The 20406-nt window shown below is 74.0% G+C and carries 14 protein-coding genes, 2 tRNA genes and 1 other RNA gene; 5 read left to right on the top strand and 12 right to left on the bottom strand.

Annotated elements, in window-relative coordinates; all coding sequences use genetic code 11:
- Positions 1–3: 3 nt before the first annotated feature.
- The 3 genes from ACWCQK_RS07450 (at position 4) to ACWCQK_RS07440 (ending at position 2105) form a co-directional block, all read left to right on the top strand.
- Positions 4–1395 (top strand): sensor histidine kinase, encoded by a 1392-nt coding sequence (locus ACWCQK_RS07450; RefSeq protein ID WP_451152860.1) that lies wholly within the window; start codon positions 4–6, stop codon positions 1393–1395.
- The gene (locus ACWCQK_RS07445) at positions 1392–2006 is read left to right on the top strand and encodes a response regulator (protein ID WP_451152858.1); all 615 of its coding nucleotides are present in this window, start codon (positions 1392–1394) and stop codon (positions 2004–2006) included. Before ACWCQK_RS07450 ends, ACWCQK_RS07445 begins: the two co-directional genes overlap by 4 nt.
- 23 nt (positions 2007–2029) lie before the next feature.
- A tRNA-Gly gene (locus tag ACWCQK_RS07440) sits at positions 2030–2105 on the top strand.
- A gap of 40 nt (positions 2106–2145) precedes the next feature.
- On the opposite strand, the gene ACWCQK_RS07435 is transcribed toward ACWCQK_RS07440, so the two are convergent.
- From ACWCQK_RS07435 to ffs, 6 genes are all read right to left on the bottom strand, one after another.
- Positions 2146–3042, bottom strand: a complete 897-nt coding sequence (locus ACWCQK_RS07435) for a phosphoribosylaminoimidazolesuccinocarboxamide synthase (protein WP_451152856.1) — start codon at positions 3040–3042, stop codon at positions 2146–2148.
- Between the two features lie 68 nt (positions 3043–3110).
- Positions 3111–4613, bottom strand: coding sequence for a N,N-dimethylformamidase beta subunit family domain-containing protein (locus ACWCQK_RS07430; RefSeq protein WP_451152854.1), 1503 nt, complete (start codon positions 4611–4613; stop codon positions 3111–3113).
- Between the two features lie 280 nt (positions 4614–4893).
- The gene (locus tag ACWCQK_RS07425) at positions 4894–6678 is read right to left on the bottom strand and encodes a hypothetical protein (RefSeq protein WP_451152852.1); all 1785 of its coding nucleotides are present in this window, start codon (positions 6676–6678) and stop codon (positions 4894–4896) included.
- Positions 6679–6978: 300 nt separating this feature from the next.
- Complete coding sequence (gene purD, locus ACWCQK_RS07420; RefSeq protein WP_451152850.1) at positions 6979–8232, bottom strand: phosphoribosylamine--glycine ligase; 1254 nt, start codon at positions 8230–8232, stop codon at positions 6979–6981.
- A 199-nt stretch (positions 8233–8431) separates the two neighbouring features.
- The gene (locus ACWCQK_RS07415; protein WP_451152848.1) at positions 8432–10756 is read right to left on the bottom strand and encodes a DNA polymerase III subunit gamma and tau; all 2325 of its coding nucleotides are present in this window, start codon (positions 10754–10756) and stop codon (positions 8432–8434) included.
- 45 nt (positions 10757–10801) lie between these two features.
- An RNA gene (ffs, locus tag ACWCQK_RS07410) (signal recognition particle sRNA small type) lies at positions 10802–10900 on the bottom strand.
- 72 nt (positions 10901–10972) lie between these two features.
- On the opposite strand from ffs, the gene ACWCQK_RS07405 reads away from it, so the two are divergent.
- Positions 10973–11060 (top strand) — tRNA-Ser (locus ACWCQK_RS07405).
- Between the two features lie 184 nt (positions 11061–11244).
- Positions 11245–13254 carry a fibronectin type III domain-containing protein gene (locus ACWCQK_RS07400; RefSeq protein ID WP_451152846.1) on the top strand — a complete coding sequence of 670 codons (2010 nt, stop codon included), beginning with the start codon at positions 11245–11247 and terminating at the stop codon, positions 13252–13254.
- Between the two features lie 228 nt (positions 13255–13482).
- Here the strand turns inward: ACWCQK_RS07400 and ACWCQK_RS07395 are convergent, their stop codons facing one another.
- From ACWCQK_RS07395 to ACWCQK_RS07370, 6 genes are all read right to left on the bottom strand, one after another.
- Positions 13483–14031, bottom strand: a complete 549-nt coding sequence (locus ACWCQK_RS07395) for a lamin tail domain-containing protein (protein WP_451152844.1) — start codon at positions 14029–14031, stop codon at positions 13483–13485.
- A 341-nt stretch (positions 14032–14372) separates the two neighbouring features.
- Positions 14373–16178: a copper resistance CopC/CopD family protein gene (locus ACWCQK_RS07390; protein ID WP_451152995.1), complete on the bottom strand. Its 1806-nt coding sequence runs from the start codon at positions 16176–16178 to the stop codon at positions 14373–14375.
- A gap of 259 nt (positions 16179–16437) precedes the next feature.
- A complete protein-coding gene (locus tag ACWCQK_RS07385; RefSeq protein ID WP_451152842.1) occupies positions 16438–17205 on the bottom strand; it encodes an SDR family NAD(P)-dependent oxidoreductase in 768 nt (255 codons plus the stop codon).
- Positions 17202–17675 carry a cupin domain-containing protein gene (locus ACWCQK_RS07380; protein WP_451152840.1) on the bottom strand — a complete coding sequence of 158 codons (474 nt, stop codon included), beginning with the start codon at positions 17673–17675 and terminating at the stop codon, positions 17202–17204. The genes ACWCQK_RS07385 and ACWCQK_RS07380 overlap by 4 nt, the downstream gene beginning before the upstream one ends.
- Complete coding sequence (locus ACWCQK_RS07375; RefSeq protein ID WP_451152838.1) at positions 17672–18286, bottom strand: GNAT family N-acetyltransferase; 615 nt, start codon at positions 18284–18286, stop codon at positions 17672–17674. Before ACWCQK_RS07375 ends, ACWCQK_RS07380 begins: the two co-directional genes overlap by 4 nt.
- The gene (locus ACWCQK_RS07370; RefSeq protein ID WP_451152836.1) at positions 18279–20348 is read right to left on the bottom strand and encodes a penicillin acylase family protein; all 2070 of its coding nucleotides are present in this window, start codon (positions 20346–20348) and stop codon (positions 18279–18281) included. The genes ACWCQK_RS07375 and ACWCQK_RS07370 overlap by 8 nt, the downstream gene beginning before the upstream one ends.
- Between the last annotated feature and the right edge of the window lie 58 nt (positions 20349–20406).

Below are 20406 nucleotides of genomic sequence, written 5' to 3'. Positions count from 1 at the left end.
ACGATGCGCAGGCGGCCGGGGCGCTGGTGGCGCGGAAAGAGCACACCGGCGAAGGTCGAGACGTACACGCGGTGGTCGTTCCACTTCTTCGGAGCGATCGAGATCACCTGGGCCGGGCTGCCGGTCGTCGGCACGGTGGGGCCGGGGCTCGGCGGCTCGCTGCTGACGCTGGTGGCGCTGCACGCGACGGTCTGTCTGATGACGGCGTCACGGGCGCTGGACTGGACCCGCGGCCGCCGCGAGCGGCCCGTCCGGCTGCTGTGGACGCTCGCCGCCGTCACCGCGGTGGCCGCCGTCGTGGCGATCGGTGTCGCGGAGCGCGGCCCGGACCAGGAGGGCGTCGACACCGCGGCCGGCGGGATCTTCGGGGTCGTCCTGGTCTTCGGGGCCGGCGTCATCGCGCTCGGGGTGCGCAACCGGCGCCGGGTGTTCGCGGTCGTGGCCGGTTTCGCGGTGGGCTCCGGATGCCTGGCGTTCCCGCTCGGCCTGCCCGGCTCCGTCACCCTGTTCACCATGCTGACGGTGCTGCTCGGCGGCGGCTTCTTCGCCTTCACCTCCGTCTTCTCCGTCTGGCTGCTCGACGCCGTCTACGCACTCGACGACGCCCGCGAGACCCGCGCCCGGCTGGCCGTCGCCGAGGAACGGCTGCGGTTCGGGCGGGACCTGCACGACGTGATGGGGCGCAACCTGGCCGTGATCGCGCTGAAGAGCGAGCTGGCCGTGCAGCTGGCCCGGCGTGGACGGCCCGAGGCCGTGGAGCAGATGATCGAGGTACAGCGGATCGCGCGGGAGTCGCAGCGCGAGGTACGCGATGTCGTACGCGGCTATCGCGAGGCCGATCTCGCCGTCGAACTCTCCGGCGCCCAGGGCGTGTTGACGGCGGCCGGGATCGCCTGCGAGGTCTCGGGCGAGGCGGCCGGGCTGCCCGGCAAGGTGCAGTCGGCGCTCGGCTGGGTGGTACGGGAGGCGACGACCAATGTGCTGCGGCACGGGGACGCCGGCCGGTGCACGGTGCGCCTGCGGGTGCTGGAGGAACGAGTGGTGCTGACGGTGGAGAACGACGGGGCGACCGCCGGGACGGACGGGACGGACGGGGCCGACGGGGCCGACGGGGCCGACGGGGCCGACGGGGCCGACGGGGCCGACCTTGCCCGGTCGGAGAGGGCCGACGGGTCGGGCCTCGACACGACGGAGAAGGCCGACGGGTCGGGCCTCGACAGGACGGAGAAGGCCGACGGGTCGGGCGCGGCCACCGGGTCGGGACTGGCCGGGCTGCGGGAGCGGCTGCGGGCGGTGGACGGGACGCTGGCGGCCGGGGCCGTCGGCGGGGACGGATTCCGGCTGGTGGCGGAAGTGCCCCTGACGGCGGGCGCGGTCGGCGAGGTCACCGCATGACGGCACCGGTACGGCTGCTGCTCGCCGACGACGAGCACCTCATCCGGGGCGCGCTCGCCGCGCTGCTCTCGCTGGAGGACGACCTGCTGATCGTCGCCGAGGCGGCCACCGGTCCGGAGGCGCTGGCGATGGCGATGGCGCACGCGCCCGATGTCGCCGTCCTGGACCTGGAGATGCCCGGCGCCGACGGTGTGAGCGTCGCCACATCGCTGCGGGCCGAACTCCCGTCCTGCCAGGTGCTGATCGTCACCAGTCACGGGCGGCCCGGCCATCTGAAGCGGGCGCTGGTGGCGGGTGTGCGCGGGTTCGTCCCGAAGACGGTCAGCGCCCAGCGCCTCGCGGAGATCATCCGTACCGTGCACGCCGGAAACCGTTACGTCGACCCCGAGTTGGCCGCCGACGCCATCGCCTCGGGCGACTCGCCGCTGACCGCGCGGGAGGCGCAGGTGCTGGAACTCGCGGCCGACGGGGCGCCCGTCGCGGAGATCGCGCGGCGGGCCGCGCTGTCGCAGGGGACCGTGCGCAACTATCTGTCCTCGGCCGTCTCCAAACTCGGGGCCGACAACCGGCACGCGGCCGTGCGTCTCGCGCGCGAGCGAGGTTGGGTATAGTTGCTCTCGCGCCACGGCGCAGTGCGGACGTAGCTCAGTTGGTAGAGCGCAACCTTGCCAAGGTTGAGGTCGCGAGTTCGAGCCTCGTCGTCCGCTCCATGGAAAAGCCCCCCGGTGTCACACCGGGGGGCTTCCTCGTTCACCAGCCGACGCCCGTCAGCCTCTCGTACGCCTCCACGTACTTGGCGCGGGTCGCGTCCACCACCTGCTGCGGCAGCGGCGGCGGGGGCTGCTCGCTCCGGCGGTCCCAGCCGGACTCGGCCGAGGTCAGCCAGTCGCGCACGAACTGCTTGTCGTACGACGCCTGCGCGCGGCCCGGCTGCCACTCGTCGGCCGGCCAGAAGCGGGACGAGTCCGGGGTGAGGACCTCGTCCGCGAGGACCAGGTCCGCACCGTCGAAGCCGAACTCGAACTTCGTGTCCGCCAGGATGATCCCGCGGCTCCGGGCGATGTCGCGGGCCCGGCCGTAGACGGCGAGGGTCGCCTGGCGCAGCCGGGCGGCGGTGTCGGCGCCGACCTGGCGGGCGACCTCCTCGTACGCCACGTTCTCGTCGTGCTCGCCGACCGCGGCCTTGGTGGCCGGGGTGAAGATCGGGGCGGGCAGCTCCGAACCGTCGGTCAGGCCCTCGGGCAGGGCCAGTCCGCAGACCGTGCGGGACTGCTCGTACTCGGCGAGGCCCGAGCCGGTGAGATAGCCACGGGCCACACACTCCACCGGGACCATCTGGAGCGACTTGCACACGAGAGTGCGGCCGCGCCAGTCGGCGGGGGCGCCGGCGGGCAGTTCGGTGCTCAGGACGTGGTGCGGGGCGAGGTCGACGAGCTGGTCGAACCACCACAGGGAGAGCTGGGTGAGGATGCGGCCCTTGTCGGGGATCTCGGTGGGCAGCACCCAGTCGTAGGCGGACATGCGGTCGCTGGCGACCATCACGAGGTCGCCCGCCTCGTTCTGGTACAGGTCGCGCACCTTGCCGGTGTGCAGATGCACCAGACCCGGAACCTCGATGGGTTCGGGTTTTTCGACGAATCCGGACACGGTTCCTCCCCGTGGTTCTGTCCAATGGCTCGATTGTCCCGTATGCGGGGACGCGGCCGGACAGCGGGTCAGTCGCGCTTGCAGATGCGGTCCAGGAGGTTGGCGGTGGCCCGCTGGACGCGGGCGTCGACGTGCCCCGGCCGGTCCAGGGCCGGTGACCAGGCGAACGTCCCCGAGGCGAAGACCAGAGCGCCGGACGGGGCCCGGTAGAGCGAGGTCTCCTGGTGGCGCGGCGCGCCGTCGTTGTCGCGGTAGGGGGAGTGGGCGAGCAGGATGCGCTCGTCGTGGTCGGGGAGCGGGGCGCGCGGGAAGTAGCGGTCGGCCTCGCCCGCGACCAGGCCGTCGAGTTCCTCGCCCTCGTGCGCTCCGGTCGCGTCCCACAGCCAGTGGTCGGCGTTGCGGACGATCAGGGGGTGGGGCTCGGGGACCCGGCCCGCGTACTGGATGCCGACCAGTTGTTGTTCGGGGCGGTCGATCTCGCGCCACAGCACGGCCTTGCCCGGACCCTTGCGCTTGCGGCAGGTCAGCAGGCGGTCGGGGACGGCGGACGGGGAGGGGCCCAGCTCGACCTGCCAGTACATGGTGTTGGCGGAGAGGAAGACGAGCGAGGTGCCGTGCTCCTTGGCGAGTTCGACGGTACGGCGCATCGGCGTCGACCAGTACTCGTCGTGGCCGGGGAAGACGAGTCCGCGGTAGCGGGTGGGGTCGACGCGGCCGGCGTGCAGGTCGCGGGCGTCGGCGTAGGCCAGGTCGTAGCCGTAGCGCTCGGCCCAGCGGATGAAGTCGTAGGCGTGGCCGACGTGCAGGGGGAGGCCCGCGCCCGCGTACGGGCGGTCGAAGGAGACCGTCGTCGCGGCGTCGGCCTCGCCGAGCAGGCGGCCCCGCTCGTCCCAGGCGTGGTAGAGGCTGGCCCCGGTGCGGCCGTCCTCCGGATAGAGGTTGTACGCCTGCCAGGTGATGTCGGGCAGGAGCAGGAGCAGGTCCGCCGGGTGGTCGTCGCGGACGGTGAACGGGATGTGGGAGCGGTAGCCGTCGACCGTGGTGAGGACGGCGACGTACGCGCCGACGCGCCAGTGCGGCGGGATCTGCAACCGCCAGGACAGCCACCAGTGATGGCAGGAGACCGTGCGGTCGGCCATGAGCGGCGGCGGCTGGACGATGCCGGACAGCCGGGGGCTGGTGGTGATCTTGGCGGCGCCGTCACCGCCGTAGTGGCCGATGCGGTAGATGTCGACGGCGAATTCCTGCGGCGGGTCGACGGTGACGTGGAAGTCGACGGCCTCGCCGGGGGCGACCGCGCCGGTGGAGATGAAGCCCTTGATCTGGCGGTGCACGTCGTCGGCGGCGCGCGGGCCTCCGGCCGGGGCGGGCCGGGGGGCGGGGACCCGGCGGGTGCCCTGCCGTACGGCCTGGCCGGGGGCCGGGTCCACGTACCAGGGGACGACCTGGCCGGTGTCGTCGAAGTACGTCTCGCTGCCGCGCAGCCAGGGGACGGGACCCTGGCCGAAGGGATCCGTCACGGCGTGCGCCAGGGCTCCCGACTCCCAGCGGCGGATCTGCTCCGACCCCATGCGCGCTCCCCCTCCCTGGCTCCCCCGTGGTCGTGTGCGATGTGGTGCGTGCCGAGCTTCCGTGCCTTGGCGCTTCGTGCTGCCGAGCAACCGCGCTGTTCTGCTGTCGAGCTGTTCTGCTGCCGCGCTTGCGGGCTGTTGTGCTGCTGTCTTATGTCGCGAGCGCATGCCATGCGCTTGTTCGGTCCCAGCACATCACATTACGCACGCATGCTGTCACTATTCGTTGCGAATTCGCCGAAAGTGGAATCAGGGGCTCCGACAGGAAGTCTGCCCACCGTCAGACGAGCCGTACCGGCTTCTCCGGTCGTATCCCGCACTCCACCAGCCAGGTCCGCAGCGGAACCGGGTTGCCGTCCTCTATGAGGCTCAGGACCCGCGGGCCGAGGTCGGTCGTGCGGACGCCGTCGATCAGGAGGGACGGCCCGTCGAGCCAGTCGAGGCCGGGGAGGGCGCCGGCGGTGTCCATCGCGGCACAGCAGACCATCGCGGTGACATGGTCGGCGAGGAGTTCGCGGGGCGTGCGCGGGGGCTGGAGCGGGAAGAGCGGCAGGCCGCCGTCGTCCCAGAAGGCCGTGTCGGGGCCCTGGCCCGCCGCGCCGACGGTCGGCTTCCCCACCGCCGGGGCGGCGGCCTCCTCGCGGGCCAGTTCCGCGGTCAGGCCCGAGGCGAGCGCCAGGCTGCGCTCGGTGCCGCCCTCGGGCGCGTCCTCGCCGCCGTCGGCGGCCATCGCCGCGTAGGGCTGCGCCGGCTTCGGGGCCGCCGCGGCGGTCGGGTCGGGGACCGCCAGGTGGTCGAGCACCCGGGCCAGGGTCGGGCCGCCCGGGTGCGGCGCGGTGCGTTCGGCGGAACGGCGGACGCCCAGCGCGTCCAGCACGCGGTGCAGCCGGGCCGCGTCGGTACGCCACTTGCGGTCGACGACCTCGTCCGGGTACTCCTGCCAGTCGACCGGGGCCCAGTCCGGGCCGGGCTCGGCCGGGCCGCCGTGGAAGAGGCGGGCGGCGAGCAGCGAGGCGGCCTCGTCCACCAGACCGGGTTCCTCGAGCAGATCGCAGGCGGGGCGCTCGCCCAGCCGGGAGGTGAAGCCCTCGGCGAGGCGGTCGCGGCGGGACAGCTCGGTGAGAGCGGCCACCACCCCCGCGTCCAGCCGGGAGGGCCAGCGGCCCATCCGCCAGGCGGGCAGCGCCACCCGGGTCAGCAGGCGGTCCCAGCCCGCGTACGCGAGGCCCACCTGCTCCTGGGCGACGATCCTGAGCCCGTAGTCCACGGCCTGCGCCCGCTCGGCGGCGGCCGCCGCCACCCCGCGCTCCATCAGCGTCGCGTGCTCCCGGCAGCCGCGCAGCAGGAGCCGGGCCACCCAGCCGATACCCGCGCACACCGTGCGCGAGGGCAGACAGCGGCCGGGCGTCGAGGCGACGGCCACCGCCGCGTCCAGACCGCGCACGAAGCGGCGGGCGGCGGCTATGTCGGGGTGCGCCGAGGGGCCCGTACCGGCGACGACCGGGGCGAGGACCGCGCGGAGCTCGCCGACGCGCATCCACCACAGGAACGGGGAGCCGATGACCAGGACGGTGGCGGCGGTCCGGCGGGGCGGTCGGCCCAGGTCGGCCATCTCGTCGCGGGCCGGGCCGTCCGGCGGCGGGGGCGGGCCGTGCGGCGGGTGGGTGCGGTCCTCCAGCCAGCTGTCGCAGTCCGGGGTGAGCGCTATGGCCGACGGCGCGGGAACGTCCAGACGGTCGGCGAGGTCGCGCACCAGCCGGTACAGATCGGGAGCGGATTCCTCGGCGATCGGGACCGTCGGGCTGACGGCGGGCCGGGCCCGGGCCACCACCAGGCCGATGACCGCGGCGGCGAGCAGCACGAGGGCCGCGAAGGGGGTGACGATCCAGCGGGCGACGTCCCAGCCCCGGCCCACGAGGTGTCCGGTGGACCCGCCGGCCAGCAGGATCACCGCCACGGCCGCCGGCAGCAGAGCCACCGCCAGCGCCCGGCTGCGCATGCGCAGCACGCCCAGCGCCCGCGAACGCGCTGCCTGCGCGGCCACCTCCACACCGATCCCGGTCACGGCCGGACTCACCCCCTCCCTGCTGACCTGGCTGTCCCGGTGGTTCCGGCTGTCCTGGCGAAGCTCACTCCCCCACTGTGGCATCCGCCACCGACATCGCAATGCCGGTGGGCCAAGTGCCGGAATGCTTGCGCCGCACCCTAGTTGGGGCTCCGGCCTCCGTCAGCCGGATAGGACATCGGTCACTCGATGGAATGGCTTTGGTCAGAGGTGGATGACGGAAAGCAAAGATCAGGCCCCGGATTTCTCCGGGGCCCGAGTCAGGGGGAAACCGAGGTCGGCGGGGGTTTCGTGCGCCGGCTACGCGCCCGCGGCCGCCTTCGCCGCGATGTCCGTACGGTGCTGGGAGCCGTCGAGTCCGATGCGGGCGACCGCCTGGTAGGCGCGGTCACGGGCCTCGGAGAGGTCCGTGCCGGTCGCGGTGACCGAGAGCACCCGGCCGCCCGCGCTGACCACGGCGTCGCCGTCGTGCCGGGTGCCCGCGTGCAGGACGTACGCGTGCGGGGCGTCCTGGGCGGCCACCGCGTCGAGGCCGGTGATCGGGTCGCCGGTGCGCGGGGTGTCGGGGTAGTTGTGCGAGGCGACGACCACGGTGACCGCGGCGTCCTCGCTCCAGCGCAGGGGCGCGAGGTCGTCGAGGGTGCCGTTGGCCGAGGCCAGCAGGACACCGGCGAGCGGGGTCCGCAGCCGGGCCAGGACGACCTGGGTCTCGGGGTCGCCGAAGCGAGCGTTGAACTCGATGACCCGTACGCCCCGGCCGGTGATCGCGAGTCCCGCGTAGAGCAGACCGGAGAACGGCGTGCCGCGGCGGCGCATCTCGTCGACGGTGGGCTGGAGAACGGTCTCCAGCACCTCCTCCACCAGCTTCGGGTCGGCCCACGGCAGCGGGGAGTACGCGCCCATGCCGCCGGTGTTCGGACCCTCGTCGCCGTCCAGCGCGCGCTTGAAGTCCTGGGCGGGCTGGAGCGGGACGACCGTCTCGCCGTCGGTGATCGCGAAGAGGGACACCTCGGGGCCGTCGAGGAACTCCTCGATGACGACGCGGTCGCAGGCGGCCGCGTGCGCCTTCGCGATCTCGATGTCGGAGGTCACGACGACGCCCTTGCCTGCGGCGAGTCCGTCGTCCTTGACCACGTAGGGGGCGCCGAAGGCGTCGAGGGCCGTGGCGATCTCGTCGGCGGTCGTGCAGACGTAGGAACGTGCCGTGGGGACACCGGCCCCCGCCATCACGTCCTTCGCGAAGGCCTTCGAGCCCTCGAGCCGCGCGGCCTCACCGGACGGGCCGAAGACGGGGATGCCCGCCTCGCGCACGGCGTCCGCGACCCCGGCGACCAGCGGGGCCTCCGGGCCGACGACCACCAGCCCGGCGCCGAGCTCGGTGGCCAGCGCGGACACCGCGGCGCCGTCCAGGGCGTCGACCTGGCGCAGCTCGGCGACCTCGGCGATGCCGGCGTTGCCGGGAGCGCAGTACAGCGCGGTGACGTCGGGGTCGAGGGACAGGGAGCGGCACAGGGCGTGTTCGCGGGCGCCGCTGCCGATGACGAGGACCTTCACGGGGGTCAGCCTAACGGGCGCGGGCGGCCTGCCTTGTGCGGGTCGCCCGGACGGCGGGGGCGACGCCGTCGTGTGTTCCTCCGAACCGGGCGGACGGAGGGAGGGCGGAAGCCGGGGGGAGCGGGTGGCGGGTGGCGGGCGGAGCGGGCGGCGGGCGGAGCGGGTGGCGAGCGGCGGCCGAAGGCGGGCTTCTACTCGTTTACTCGTTGGAGATCTCGTCCACCACCGTCGCCCCGAGTTCCCGCACGATCAGGTCGTGCCCGGAGAGGGCCGACTCGTCGAGGTCGGGGTCGTCGTCCTCCGGGATGTCGTCCTCGGGGGAGACCGGGGGCGGCTCGGGGGCGGCGGGCCGGGGTGCGGGGGCCGCCGCCGGGGCGGCCGACGAGGAGTGGGCCGAGGGGCCGGCGGGTGCCGGAGCGGGGGGCGTGGGCTGCGCGGGTGCCGGGCGCTGCGCGGCGGGGGCGCCGCCTCCGCCGTAGCCACCGGACCCGGCGCCCGTTCCCGCGCCGAAGCCGCCGCCTCCGTAGCCGGCGGGGGCGCCCGTCGCCGGGGGTGTCGAGCCGCCGCCCGACGGGTCGACGACCGCCTCGATCTTCCACTGGACGCTGAACTGCTCGGACAGCGCCTGCCGCAGGACGTCCTCGCTGCCGCTGCTCGTGAAGTTGTCACGCGCGCCGGCGTTGACGAAGCCGATCTGGAGGGTGGTGCCGTCGAAACCGGCGACGTGGGCGTTCTGGCTGAGCAGGATCCAGGTGAACCGGCGGCGGTTCTTCACCGCGTCCAGGATGTTCGGCCAGAGCATCCGGGGGTCGACGCCACCGGCGGGGGGCGCGTAGGCCGCGGCCGGGGCCGGGGTGGCCGCCGGAGCGGCGGGGGCGGCAGGGGCGGGGGGCGAGGCCGGAGGCCGGCCGGGGCCGCCGCCCGCGGGCGCCGCGGTGGGCCAGCCGCCCGGCCGACGGCCACTGCCTGCGGCCGTCGCGGCGGGCCAGGCACCGGGCGCCGGCGTCTGCGCGCTCGCGTCGGCGGGGGCGGGGGCCTGGACGTCCTGCGCCGCGGGCGGGGGCGAGACAGGAGCCAGCGCCGGGGCCGGGTCCTGGGGGACCGGGGGCTGAGCGGCGGCCGGAGGGGCCACGGACGGCTGTGGCTGAGGCTGCGGCGCGCCCGGGGTCTGGGCCGCGGCGGCCGGGGTCTGGCCGCCGCCCGGTCCGCGCACCGCGGCCCGGGCCGCGGCGGCCCCGCCCCCGGGCTGAACGGCCCCGACGGCGGGAGACTGCGCTGCCGGAGCACCGCCGGGCAGCGCTCCCCCGTGGACCTCGGGCCCGGGTACGTACGCCGCCGTGGGCGCGCCGCCGCCCGCGGCGAAGTTCACGCCGCGCTCGATGCGGTCCAGGCGGGCCATCACGGAACGCGCGTCGCCGTAGGCGGCGGGCAGCAGTACGCGGGCGCAGATGAGTTCCAGCTGGAGGCGGGGCGAGTTGGCGCCGCGCATCTCGGTGAGTCCCTCGTTGACCAGGTCGGCGGCGCGGCTGAGCTCGGCGGCGCCGAAGGTGCCCGCCTGGGCCTGCATGCGCTCGACGACGTCGACGGGGGCGTCGATGAGCCCCTTCTCGGCCGCGTCCGGCACGGCGGCCAGGATCACCAGGTCGCGCAGCCGCTCCAGCAGGTCGGCGACGAAGCGCCGCGGGTCGTTGCCGCCCTCGATGACGCGGTCGACGACCTCGAAGGCGGCGGCGCCGTCACCGGTGGCGAACGCCTCGACGACGGAGTCGAGCAGCGAACCCTCGGTGTAGCCGAGCAGGGACGTGGCCATGGCGTACGTCACACCGTCCGCACCGGCGCCGGCCAGCAGCTGGTCCATGACGGACATGGAGTCACGCACGGACCCGGCGCCGGAGCGCACGACGAGCGGCAGGACGCCGTCCTCGACGGGGATGGCCTCCTGTCCGCACACCTCGCCGAGGTAGTCCCGAAGGGTGCCGGGCGGCACGAGCCGGAAGGGGTAGTGGTGGGTCCGCGACCGGATCGTGCCGATGACCTTCTCGGGCTCGGTGGTCGCGAAGATGAACTTCAGATGCTCCGGCGGCTCCTCGACGACCTTGAGCAGGGCGTTGAAGCCGGCCGACGTGACCATGTGGGCCTCGTCGATGATGTAGATCTTGTACCGGCTGCGGGCGGGCCCGAAGAAGGCCTTCTCCCGCAGATCACGGGCGTCGTCCACACCACCGTGCGACGCGGCGTCGATCTCGATGACGTCGATGGACCCCGGCCCGTTGCGTGCCAGGTCCTGGCATGAGTCGCAGATGCCGCACGGGGTCGGCGTGGGACCCTGCTCACAGTTCAGGCACCTGGCGAGGATGCGCGCGCTGGTCGTCTTGCCGCACCCGCGGGGACCGCTGAACAGGTACGCGTGATTGACCCGGTTGTTCCGCAGCGCCTGCTGCAACGGGTCGGTGACATGCTCCTGCCCGATGACCTCGGCGAAAGACTCCGGGCGATAACGGCGGTACAGCGCGAGAGACGACACGCGTACGAGGTTATAGGCGACCACCGACAAACCGCCCCGCCCGCGAACGCAAGCGCCCCCCACGCACCCGCCAGAGCCGACCTACCCTTGCTGCCTTCCGGCCCTGGGGGAGTTCAGTCAGATAGCGCCGCGTGAGGGGCTGCCCAAACAGTACCTGATGCCGGCGGTGCGGAACGAGTTCGCAAGCACTCCTCTCGGTCATGTAATGTTCCGACCGGAGGATTCGCCTAGAGGCCTAGGGCGCACGCTTGGAAAGCGTGTTGGGGGCAACCCCTCACGAGTTCGAATCTCGTATCCTCCGCCATTGCTCTCACCGGGCAATACGTCGAAGGGCCCCACCGCAAGGTGGGGCCCTTCGACGTTGTGCGTCCCGGCTTCCGGTTGGCTTCTTCCCCGTCCGTGGCGCACAACCAACCGTCCTTCTCGGAGGTCTTGATCGCCGGTGCCGCGCCCCTGACCGCGGCGCCGACGACCGGAGGAGGACACGCATGGGGCCAGGTATGGCGGCGGGACCGGCGGAGCACATGGCACACAGCGCGCGAAAGCTCGGCAGACCGGTTCTCACGGCGACGGTGCTGATCGCCACCGCGGGCGGACTGCTGACCGCGGGCGCCGTGCCCGCCTCGGCCGCGACCGCGAGCTGCGTCTCACCCGCGTACAAGCGGCAATTCTTCGCGAACACCACGTTTTCCGGCACCCCCAGGAAGACCGACTGCGACGCGCGGATCGACGAGAACTGGGGCGCCGGGGCGCCGGCCCCAGGGCTCCCGAGGAACGCCTTCGGCGTCCGCTGGACCGTCACCCGCGACTTCGGCTCCGGCGGCCCCTTCGCCCTGTCCGCGGCATCGCGTGACGGCATCCGCGTCTACCTCGACGGCGCCCGCAAGGTGGATCTCTGGAAGGACGTCTCCACCACCCGGAAGAAGACCGTCGACGTCACCGTCCCTTCCGGCAGGCACACCCTCCGCGTCGACTTCGTCAACTGGACCGACGCGGCGAACGTCACCTTCGCCTACACGCCGCGCACTTCGGCGACCGTCGACAAGGTCAAGCCGCTCACCCCGGGCGGCGCCTCGCTCTCGTACGCCGATGGCCGGGCGAAGCTGAGCTGGTCCAAGAACAAGGAGATGGACCTCGCGGGCTACCGGGTCTACCGGCGGCTCGAAGGGACGGCCTTCGGCAGCAGGCCGCTGGCGACGACGACCTCCACCTCGTACACCGACACCTCGCTGCCGCGCACCGGGGACGCCTACTCCTACGAGGTGCGCGCCTACGACAAGGCCGGCAACACGTCCACCGGCACCGCCGACAAGACCGTCACCACCCTCGACCGGACGCCACCCGCCGCTCCCGGCGGGCTGAGCGCCACCAGGACCGGGGCGGCCGTGCGGACGCAGTGGCACCCGGTCGAGGGAGCGGCCTGGTACCGCGTCTACCGGGCGTCCTCCGCCGCGGGGCCCTTCGAGGCGGTGTCCGCCGAACTCACGGACACCTCGTACCAGGACACGCCCTCCTTCGACGTCACCAAGCGCTGGTACTACCGGGTCGTCGCGGGTGACACGGCGGGCAACACGTCCGCGCCGTCGGCGAACGCGGACACGGGCGCCCCCGACGCCACCCCGCCCGCCCAGGTCACCGGGGTCGAGGCCACCGGCAGCACGGCGGGCAACAACGTGCGCTGGACGGCGAACGCGGACGACACCGCGCACTACGAGGCGTGGGCGCGGCCGGCCGGCGAGCAGGAGTTCACGGGCCCGCGGATCGTCTTCGGTCCCTCGTGGCTGGACACCACCGCCCCGGTGGGCGGCACGGTCGAATACCGGGTGCACGCCGTGGACGCGGCCGGCAACATCTCGCCCGTCTCCGCGTCCGCGGAGGCCGTCCGCCCGGCCCCGGCCCCGGTGTCGGCACCCCAGCCCGTCACCGTGACACCGCGGGACAGCTACACCGTCCTCGGTTGGGCGTTCCCGGGGACCGACGCATGGCATTTCCACGTGTACCGGCGCACCGACCCGAACGGCGCCTGGACTCTCCTCAACGACGTCGCGATCGGGGCGAACGGGGTCGAGGACGCCACCGCGCCCAAGGGGGTCGCGTACTACTACGTCGCCTCGGTCGACTCGGCCGGCGCTGACTCCGCGCCTTCGCCCACGGTCACGGTGGACCGGCTCACGCCGGCGACCCGTACGGCGCCGCAGGTTCCGCTCCTCTCCCTCAAGGCCCCGTACACCGAGTGCACGGCGAACGACTGCGTCGGTCACGGTGGCACCAGCCAGCCCATCACGGTCGCGATGAGCCGCCAGGCCGGCGACGACCGCCTCATCGGCGGCTACCAGTGGCGCATCTTCGGAGGCGCCGACTCGGGGTACCAGCGGACCTCGGACACCTCCGTGACGTGGACTCCGACCAGGACGGGCCTGTACGTGGCCGAGGTGGCGACCGTGGACGTGTACGGACGCGTCGGCCCCTCCACGCGCATCGAGTTCAAGGTCGGCTGACCCGTCCCCCCGGCGAGGGTCATCGGGCCTCGCGGTGAAGCGGTTGGCCTGATCGCCGGGCACGACGTCGAAGGGCCCCACCGTTCGCGGTGGGGCCCTTCGACGTTCGTGTGTCCAGTCATCGAGTCGGGAAGGGCCCCACCCCCCGGCGGGGCCCTTCCGTGTCGTTCGTGGGCTGTGTCTAGGTGCCGATCGGTTCTTCAGTGGTCATCGGACACCGGCGGTCGGTCAGCGGTGGCCGCCGTTGCCGTGCCCGTTGCCGTGCCCGTGCCCGTTGCCATTGCCGTGGCCGTTGCCGTTGCGGCGGTGGTTGTTCCAGGCGTAGTCGTCGACGAAGCGGTTGCGGTCGTTGCGCAGGGTGGCCGTGTCCGAACGGTCGTCCCACACGTAGTTGCGACGGTCCTGGTAGAGGTCGAAGCGGGTGTCGTGCCCCTTGCCGGTGTGGATGCGGACGGTGGACCGGCCGTCGAGCCGGACGTGGCGGAACGTGTACTTGTGGCCGTCCTCGTTCTTGAGGGTCCAGCCGTCCAGGTTGACGCTGCGGCGGCTGGTGTTGGTGACCTCCACCCACTCCTTGTTCAGGGAGTTGTTGGAACCGTAGGAACGGTCACCGCGGGAGGGAGAGGCGTAGTGCACGTCGCTGATCTTGACCTGCGGCTGGTTCGGGCGGGCGTGGTCGGCGGCGGACGCCGGCAGTGCCGCCGCTCCGATCAGGGCGCCGGCCGCCAGGGCGGCGGCGGCGAGACGACGGGCGGTTGCAGAAGCAATAGCGGACACAAGTACCCCTCGGGTTGTGCGGGCACCTCCCCGACCCGGCCGTGGGCCCTGTCGGGGTGGTGCGATGTGCGGTGGCGACCGGCTGGCCGCGCACTCACAATCTGGCCGCCACGGGCCGAGCGTGAACGCGATACGCGCATGGTGTGACGAAGTGACCACATTGCCGTTACCTTCGCCTTCAATGTCCATCTATACCGAAAAGGCGTGAAGTTGACGCTTCGCCAGTTGATCAACCCTTGTGGGCGCTGGCCGACGGCGGTCCGCGCCTCCGGTTCGCCACCCCACTCCGGACGCGGCCGTCACCCGAAAGTGAGTAACAGTTCTCGGCCCTCGGGAGGCGCCTAGCGCTCGATCCGCACTTGTCGGGTCCCGCTCACCTGGTCCACGTCCGACACCCTGACCGTGACCTTCATGGACCAGGTGCCGGGCAGGGGGAGGTTGAAGGCGTCGGCCGCCCAGTAGCCGCCCCGGTCGGTCACCTTGGTGTCGAGCGGACCGATCCGCCGGCCGGGGAGCGTGAAGGAGATCCGGAGTTCGGGGACCGTGGACAGACCGCCGTCGGGGCCGTAGACCACGGCCTCCACCGTGTTGTCGCCGACCTGGCCGGGATCGAGCGTGACCTGCACCTGTCCCTGGGAGCCGGGGGTGCCGAGGTCGAAGGAGACGGTGGTCACGGAGGCGGCGGCGATGCCGGTCCCGGACACCGCCGCCCCCGGCCGCGCCGCCTCGGCCTCGGCGCGGCCGGGGAGGGTGGACGTGAGCGCCGTCGTGATCACCAGCACCACCAGGCCGACGGCGGCCTCGGCGAGGACCGAGCGGCGCAGGCCACGCGCGGCGCCCGCCTCCGACCGCGCGTCCGCGTCCTGTTCCGGCACCGACTCCTGCTCCGGGACCGGGACCGGGACCGGGGCAGGCTCCGGTGCCGGTCCCGGCTTCGGGCGCGATGGTCCGCCCGCCATCTCCGGTACCCGTTCCGTCACGGCCGTCTCCGGCGACGCCGACGCCAGCCGTGCCGTCCACCGCCGCGAGGCGGACGCGGCCGTCAGCAGCAGCGTCACGGCGGCCAGCTTGAGGAGCAGGAGGCGGCCGTACGAGGTGTCGGTGAGCGCGGACCAGGAGCCGAGGCCGCGCCAGGACTGGTAGACGCCGGTCACCACCAGGACGGTGACGGCGGTGGCCGCGACCCGGGAGAAACGGGCGACCACGGGGGCCGGGAGCACGCTGCGGCGGAGCACGGTCAGCAGGGCCGTCAGGCCGCCCAGCCAGACCGCCATCGCCAGCAGGTGCAGGACCGAGGACGTGATCGCCAGCGGGACCTGGAGGCCGGCCGAGGCGTGCTCGGCGGCCGCCCAGGTCAGGGCCAGACCGAGGGAGAGCGTGGCGGCGGCCGCGAGGGTCGCGCGCGTGGGGGGACGCCTGCGGGCCCGTAGGAGGAGGACGGCGGCCACGGCGAGCAGGGCGAGACGGGCCAGGAGCACCAGGCCCGGACGGCCCGTCAGGGTGCGGGTCAGGGCGGACGGGTCGAGGGCCGCCGCCGGGCCCTCGCCGGTCTCGTACGGGGTGCGCAGCAGCAGCAGGACGGCGGTGGACGCCAGCAGGGCCCACCAGCCCACGACGAGCGGGGTGCGCAGGGGGCCGGTGCGCGGCGGGCGGCAGACCAGGACGAACGCGGCCGTGCCGATGAGGAGGGCCGCGGCGAGGTAGGCGGTGTACCGGGCGATGCCGTAGAGGGCGGCGGTGGCCGGGTCCTCGGTGGGGCCCGCGTTCACCGCGGCCGTCGTCGGGGTGGGCTTGCCGACGGAGAAGGTGAACGCGCCGGAGATCGGGTGGCTGTCCGCCGAGACCACCCGCCAGGCCACGGTGAAGGTGCCTTGGCCCAGCCCGGCGGGCAGGGTGACCCGGGCCGTGTCCGCGCGGTCCGCCGCGTGCCCCGCCTCGCCCGTGCGCACCTGGCGGTTGTCGGGGTCGAAGACGCGGAGGGAGTCGTCGAGCAGGCCGACGGACTCCGTGAAGGTCAGGGTGATGTCGCGGGGAGCGGTCTTGAGGACGGCGGCGTCGGCGGGGTCGCTGCCGCGGAGGGCCGCGTGGGCCGAGGCCGTTCCCGCGCCGCCGAGGAGGAGCAGGACCAGCACGGTGCCCAGCAGCACCAGCCCCTGAAGCCGCCGGTCCGCGGGCCGGGTGCCGCCCCGTCGTCCGCCCTCGCGCCCTTCGCTCACGTCACCGCTCCGTCTTGGGACTCGTGTGCTCCGCCATACGTACGGACGAGAGCTCCGCCCTGCTCACCGCCGTGCCACCGGGCAGGGCCGACGGCGCCCGTGCCGCTCACCGGCGCCGACTCGGTACGACCTATGGCCCTCGTGCCGCTCACCACCGCTCGCTCGGTACGACCGACGGCCCCCCTGCCGCTCACCAGGTGGGCCGTGCCGAGACTCCGCCGTCCAGCACCAGGTCGTGTCCGGTGAGCCAGGACGCCAGGGGTGAGGCGAGGAAGACGCACGCGTCGCCCACGTCCCGCGGGCGACCCAGCCGGCCGAGCGGGGCCGCCTGCCGCCATCGCCGCACGCCCTGCGGCCAGTCCTGCTCCAGTCCCTCGCGGTCGACGAGCCCGGGGGAGACGGTGTTGACGCGGATGCCGTGGTGCCCGTACTCCAGGGCCGCGGAACGGGCGTGCATCACCACCGCGGCCTTGGAGGCGGCGTAGTGGGCGTGCGCGGCGGCGGGCATCCGGGCCTCGATCGAGGCGATGTGCGTCACCGTGCCGCCGCCCTCCTGTCCGCGCATGACCTCCACGGCGGCCTGCGTGCAGGCGAACACGCTGGTCAGGTTGGTGTCCACCACCGCCCGCCACTGCGCCGCCGTCATCCCCGCGAGCTCCCGCGTCGGCTGCACGCCCGCGTTGTTGACCAGGGCCGTCAGCAGGCCCCCGCCCCAGGCGGCCGCCTCGCCGACCAGGCGCCGGCACTCGTCCTCGTCGGTCAGGTCCGCGCGCAGGACGACGGTCCGGGCACCCGAGTCCCGCAGGGCGTCCGCCATGTCCCGCGCCGCCGCCACGGAGGTACGGCAGTGCAGCGCCACCGCGGCGCCCTCCTGCGCGAACCTGAGCGCGATGCCCCGGCCGATGCCGCCGCCCGCGCCCGTGACCAGGGCGACCTGCCCCTGCAGTAGCCCGCTCATGGGCGGCACAGTGCCACGATCCGGGAGGCCTCGGCCGGGTAGCGCGCCGTCAGTTCCGCCGGATCGCCGTGCTCGTACCCCTCGTCCGTGTAGCCGGGGGCCATGGTGCAGCCGAAGAACGTCCACGCGCCGTCGCCGTCGACCCGCGCCCCCATCCAGGTGCCGGCGGGCACGGTGAACTGGAGGTGCTGGCCGGCCCGTACGTCGGGGCCGAGCACGACCGTGTCCGAGGTGCCGTCGGGGGCGAGGAGCAGGAGGCGCAGCGGGTCGCCGAGGTGGAAGTGCCAGACCTCGTCGCCGGGCAGCCGGTGCAGGGCCGAGAAGTCGCCCGCGGTGAGCAGGACGACGATCGCGGTGCCCTCCGGGCGGCCGTCCGGCCGCTCGGGGCCCGCCCAGGTACGGCGGAACAGACCGCCCTCGCGCGGCAGGGGCCGTAGGCCGTAGTGGGCGACGAGGTCTTCCGGGGTCACCCGGGGAAGGCTACCTCTCGGCGCAGGAAGGCCAGTTGGGCGTGCTTCTCGGGCAGGTACACGTCCGGGAGGTCGATCTCCGGCAGGACGACGACCGGGCCCGCCTCGAAGCCCTGGCGCAGGAAGCGGCTGATCGCCTTCTCGTTGCGCAGGTCGGGGTCGACCACGACCCGGCGCCGGTCCAGGACCACCAGGACGTACGTGGCGAGGACGCCCATCAGGGCGGACGACCAGCCGGATCGGCCGCCCTCGTCCCCGGCGGGCGCGAGCAGCAGGTGTACGCCGATGTCGCCGGGCCGGACCTCGTAGCACTCGCTGACCCGGTCGGCGTCGGGCTCGTAGGTCTGGAGCAGGGCGACCGGTTCGCCGTCCTTGACGGCGAGGTAGGCGTGGTGGGTGTCGAGGGTGTCCAGGTGGGCGTAGACCTCGGCCACCTGGTCCCGGGTCAGGCCGTTCATGCCCCAGAAGGCGGCGCGTTCCTCGCTCACCCATCGGTGGACGACCTCGGCGTCGGCCTGCGCGTCGAGGGCGAAGAGGCGCACGGTGCCGAAGCCGCCGGCCTCCTGCGTGTGGAGCGTCTCGCGGGCGGGGGCGGCGAGGGGGTCAGACATCGGTCTCCTTCTCCAGCTGGTCCCAGTCGGTGACGACCGGGGCGAGGTCTCCCGCCAGCCACAGCGGGAGCTGATCACGGTGGTGCGGTGTGCCGGGGACGCCACAGGCGCCGAACGGCACCACCCAGCGGCTGTCCTCGCGGCGGGCCAGGTCCCACACGTAGCGGGCCGCCGGGCCGCGCGCGGCGAGGTCGGTGAGGCCGGGCACGGCGGTGGTGCACAGCACGCAGTCGTGGTCGCCGGACAGTCCGGGTCCGGCGTACGACGGGTCGGGCAGCGCCTGCCAGGCGGCGAGCCGGTGCGTCTCGCCCCACGGGCGGTCGGCCGGGTGCGCGGCGGCCGTCTCCTCCAGGGCCGCGCGGACGACGGCCGTGCGGTCGATGCCGTACAGCTGCTCGGCGCGCAGCAGGTGTTCCAGGGCGAAGGCGACGCGCGGGGTGAGCGCGAGCCAGGGCAGGAGCACCTCGGGATAGGCGGGCGAGGTGGTCAGGGCGGCGAGGGCGGGGTGGGCGGCCAGGCGGCGGACGACCGCGCCGCGCAGGGCCGCGTAGGCGGACGCGTCCGTGCTGGTGGCGTCCATGTGCCGGTTCCAGCGCAGGAGGCGGTCGCGCAGGCCCGCAGCCGGTTCGGTGAGGCCGTCGAGGGCCGTGAGGCGGTCCAGCAGGGCGGCCGCGGAGGCGAGGTGGGTGTCCGTGTGGAGGGCGGGCATGTCGGCCGCGGACAGGACGGGGCGCTCGTCCAGGAGGGCGCGGATGCGGTCGGCGCGGTGCGGCGCGGCGAACTCGACGCCGAGGGGGGCCGCGGGACCGCGCTGGTTGGCCATGACGGCGACGCCGTCGGTCAGACCGGCGCGCGGCATCTCGTGCCAGCCGGTCCACTCGTGTCCGGGCTCCCAGGCCGGGACCAGCCGGGTGCGGTTGGCGGCGGAGCGCACCGGCACCCGGCCGGCGACCCGGTGCAGCAGGCCGCCCTCGGTGTCGGCGGCCTGGACGACGTTGACGGGCTCGGCCCAGGCGTCGAGGGCGCGGTCGACGTCGGCGACCCGGCGGGCGCGCAGCAATGGAAGGAGCGCGCCGAAGCCGAGATCGCCGGTGACGCGGGGCGGGTAGCGCAGGCTGAGCGCGAGCGCCGTGCCGTCGTCGAGGCCCTCGGGGCCGCCGGCGACGACCGGGCCGCGGTCGGTCTCGATCACCTCGACCTCGACCGTCTCCTCACCGGCCACGCGGACGAGTTCGGTGTGCCGGGTGGCGCGGTGCCAGATTCCGTCCGGGCCGAGTGCCTCGACGCCGGCGCCGGTGCGGCGCAGCCGTTCGCGGTAGAGGTCCTGGTAGTCGGCCATGGCGTTGGTGATGGCCCAGGCGACCGTGCCGGTGTGGCCGAAGTGCGCGATGCCGGGGATGCCGGGGACGGCGAGGCCGACCACGTCGAACTCGGGGCAGGCGAGGCGGATCTGCTGGTAGACGCCCGGGTCCTCGATGAAGCGGTGCGGGTCGCCGGCGATGACGGCGTGTCCGGTGGCCGTGCGCTCGCCGCTCACCAGCCAGCCGTTGCTGCCGGAGGTGTTGGGGCCGTCGGTGGCGAACAGGCCGACCGCGTCCGGGCCGAGGTGGCGTACGGCCTCCTCGCGCCAGAGTTTGGCGGGGAAGCCCGCGAAGAGGATGTGGGTGGAGAGCCAGACGGCGAGCGGGCTCCAGGGCTCCCAGCGGCCGGGCTGGAGGTCCGTCCGGGTGAACTCCGGGGCCGTGGCGGCGGCCAGGCCCTCGTTGACGCCGTCGACGTAGGCGCGGACCCAGTCGGCCGTCTCGGGGTCGGTCCGCTCCAGGGCGGCGTAGCAGCGTCTGGCGGTGTCGTCGAGGCGGACGCGGCGCGCGAAGCGGTCCCAGGGCAGGGCCTCGGGGCCGAGGAAGGCGGCGGAGGTGCCCTGGGCGCGGTGCCGTTCCGTCTCCAGTTGCCAGGCGCGGTCCTGGGCGGTGACCCGGCCCTGGGCGTGGGCCAGCGCGCGGGCACCGTCGGCGCGCAGATGCGGAATTCCCCACGCATCTCGGTAGATCTCGGTGGTCACCCGTGTGGCCCCTCTGTTCTTTAGGTTAGCCTTGCCTAACTAGCTGTGACGGAATCGT

This window comes from Streptomyces sp. NPDC002306 (genome assembly GCF_053593435.1).
The sequence above is the reverse complement of the archived record's forward strand: the minus strand, read 5'-3'. Positions and strand labels throughout refer to the sequence as shown.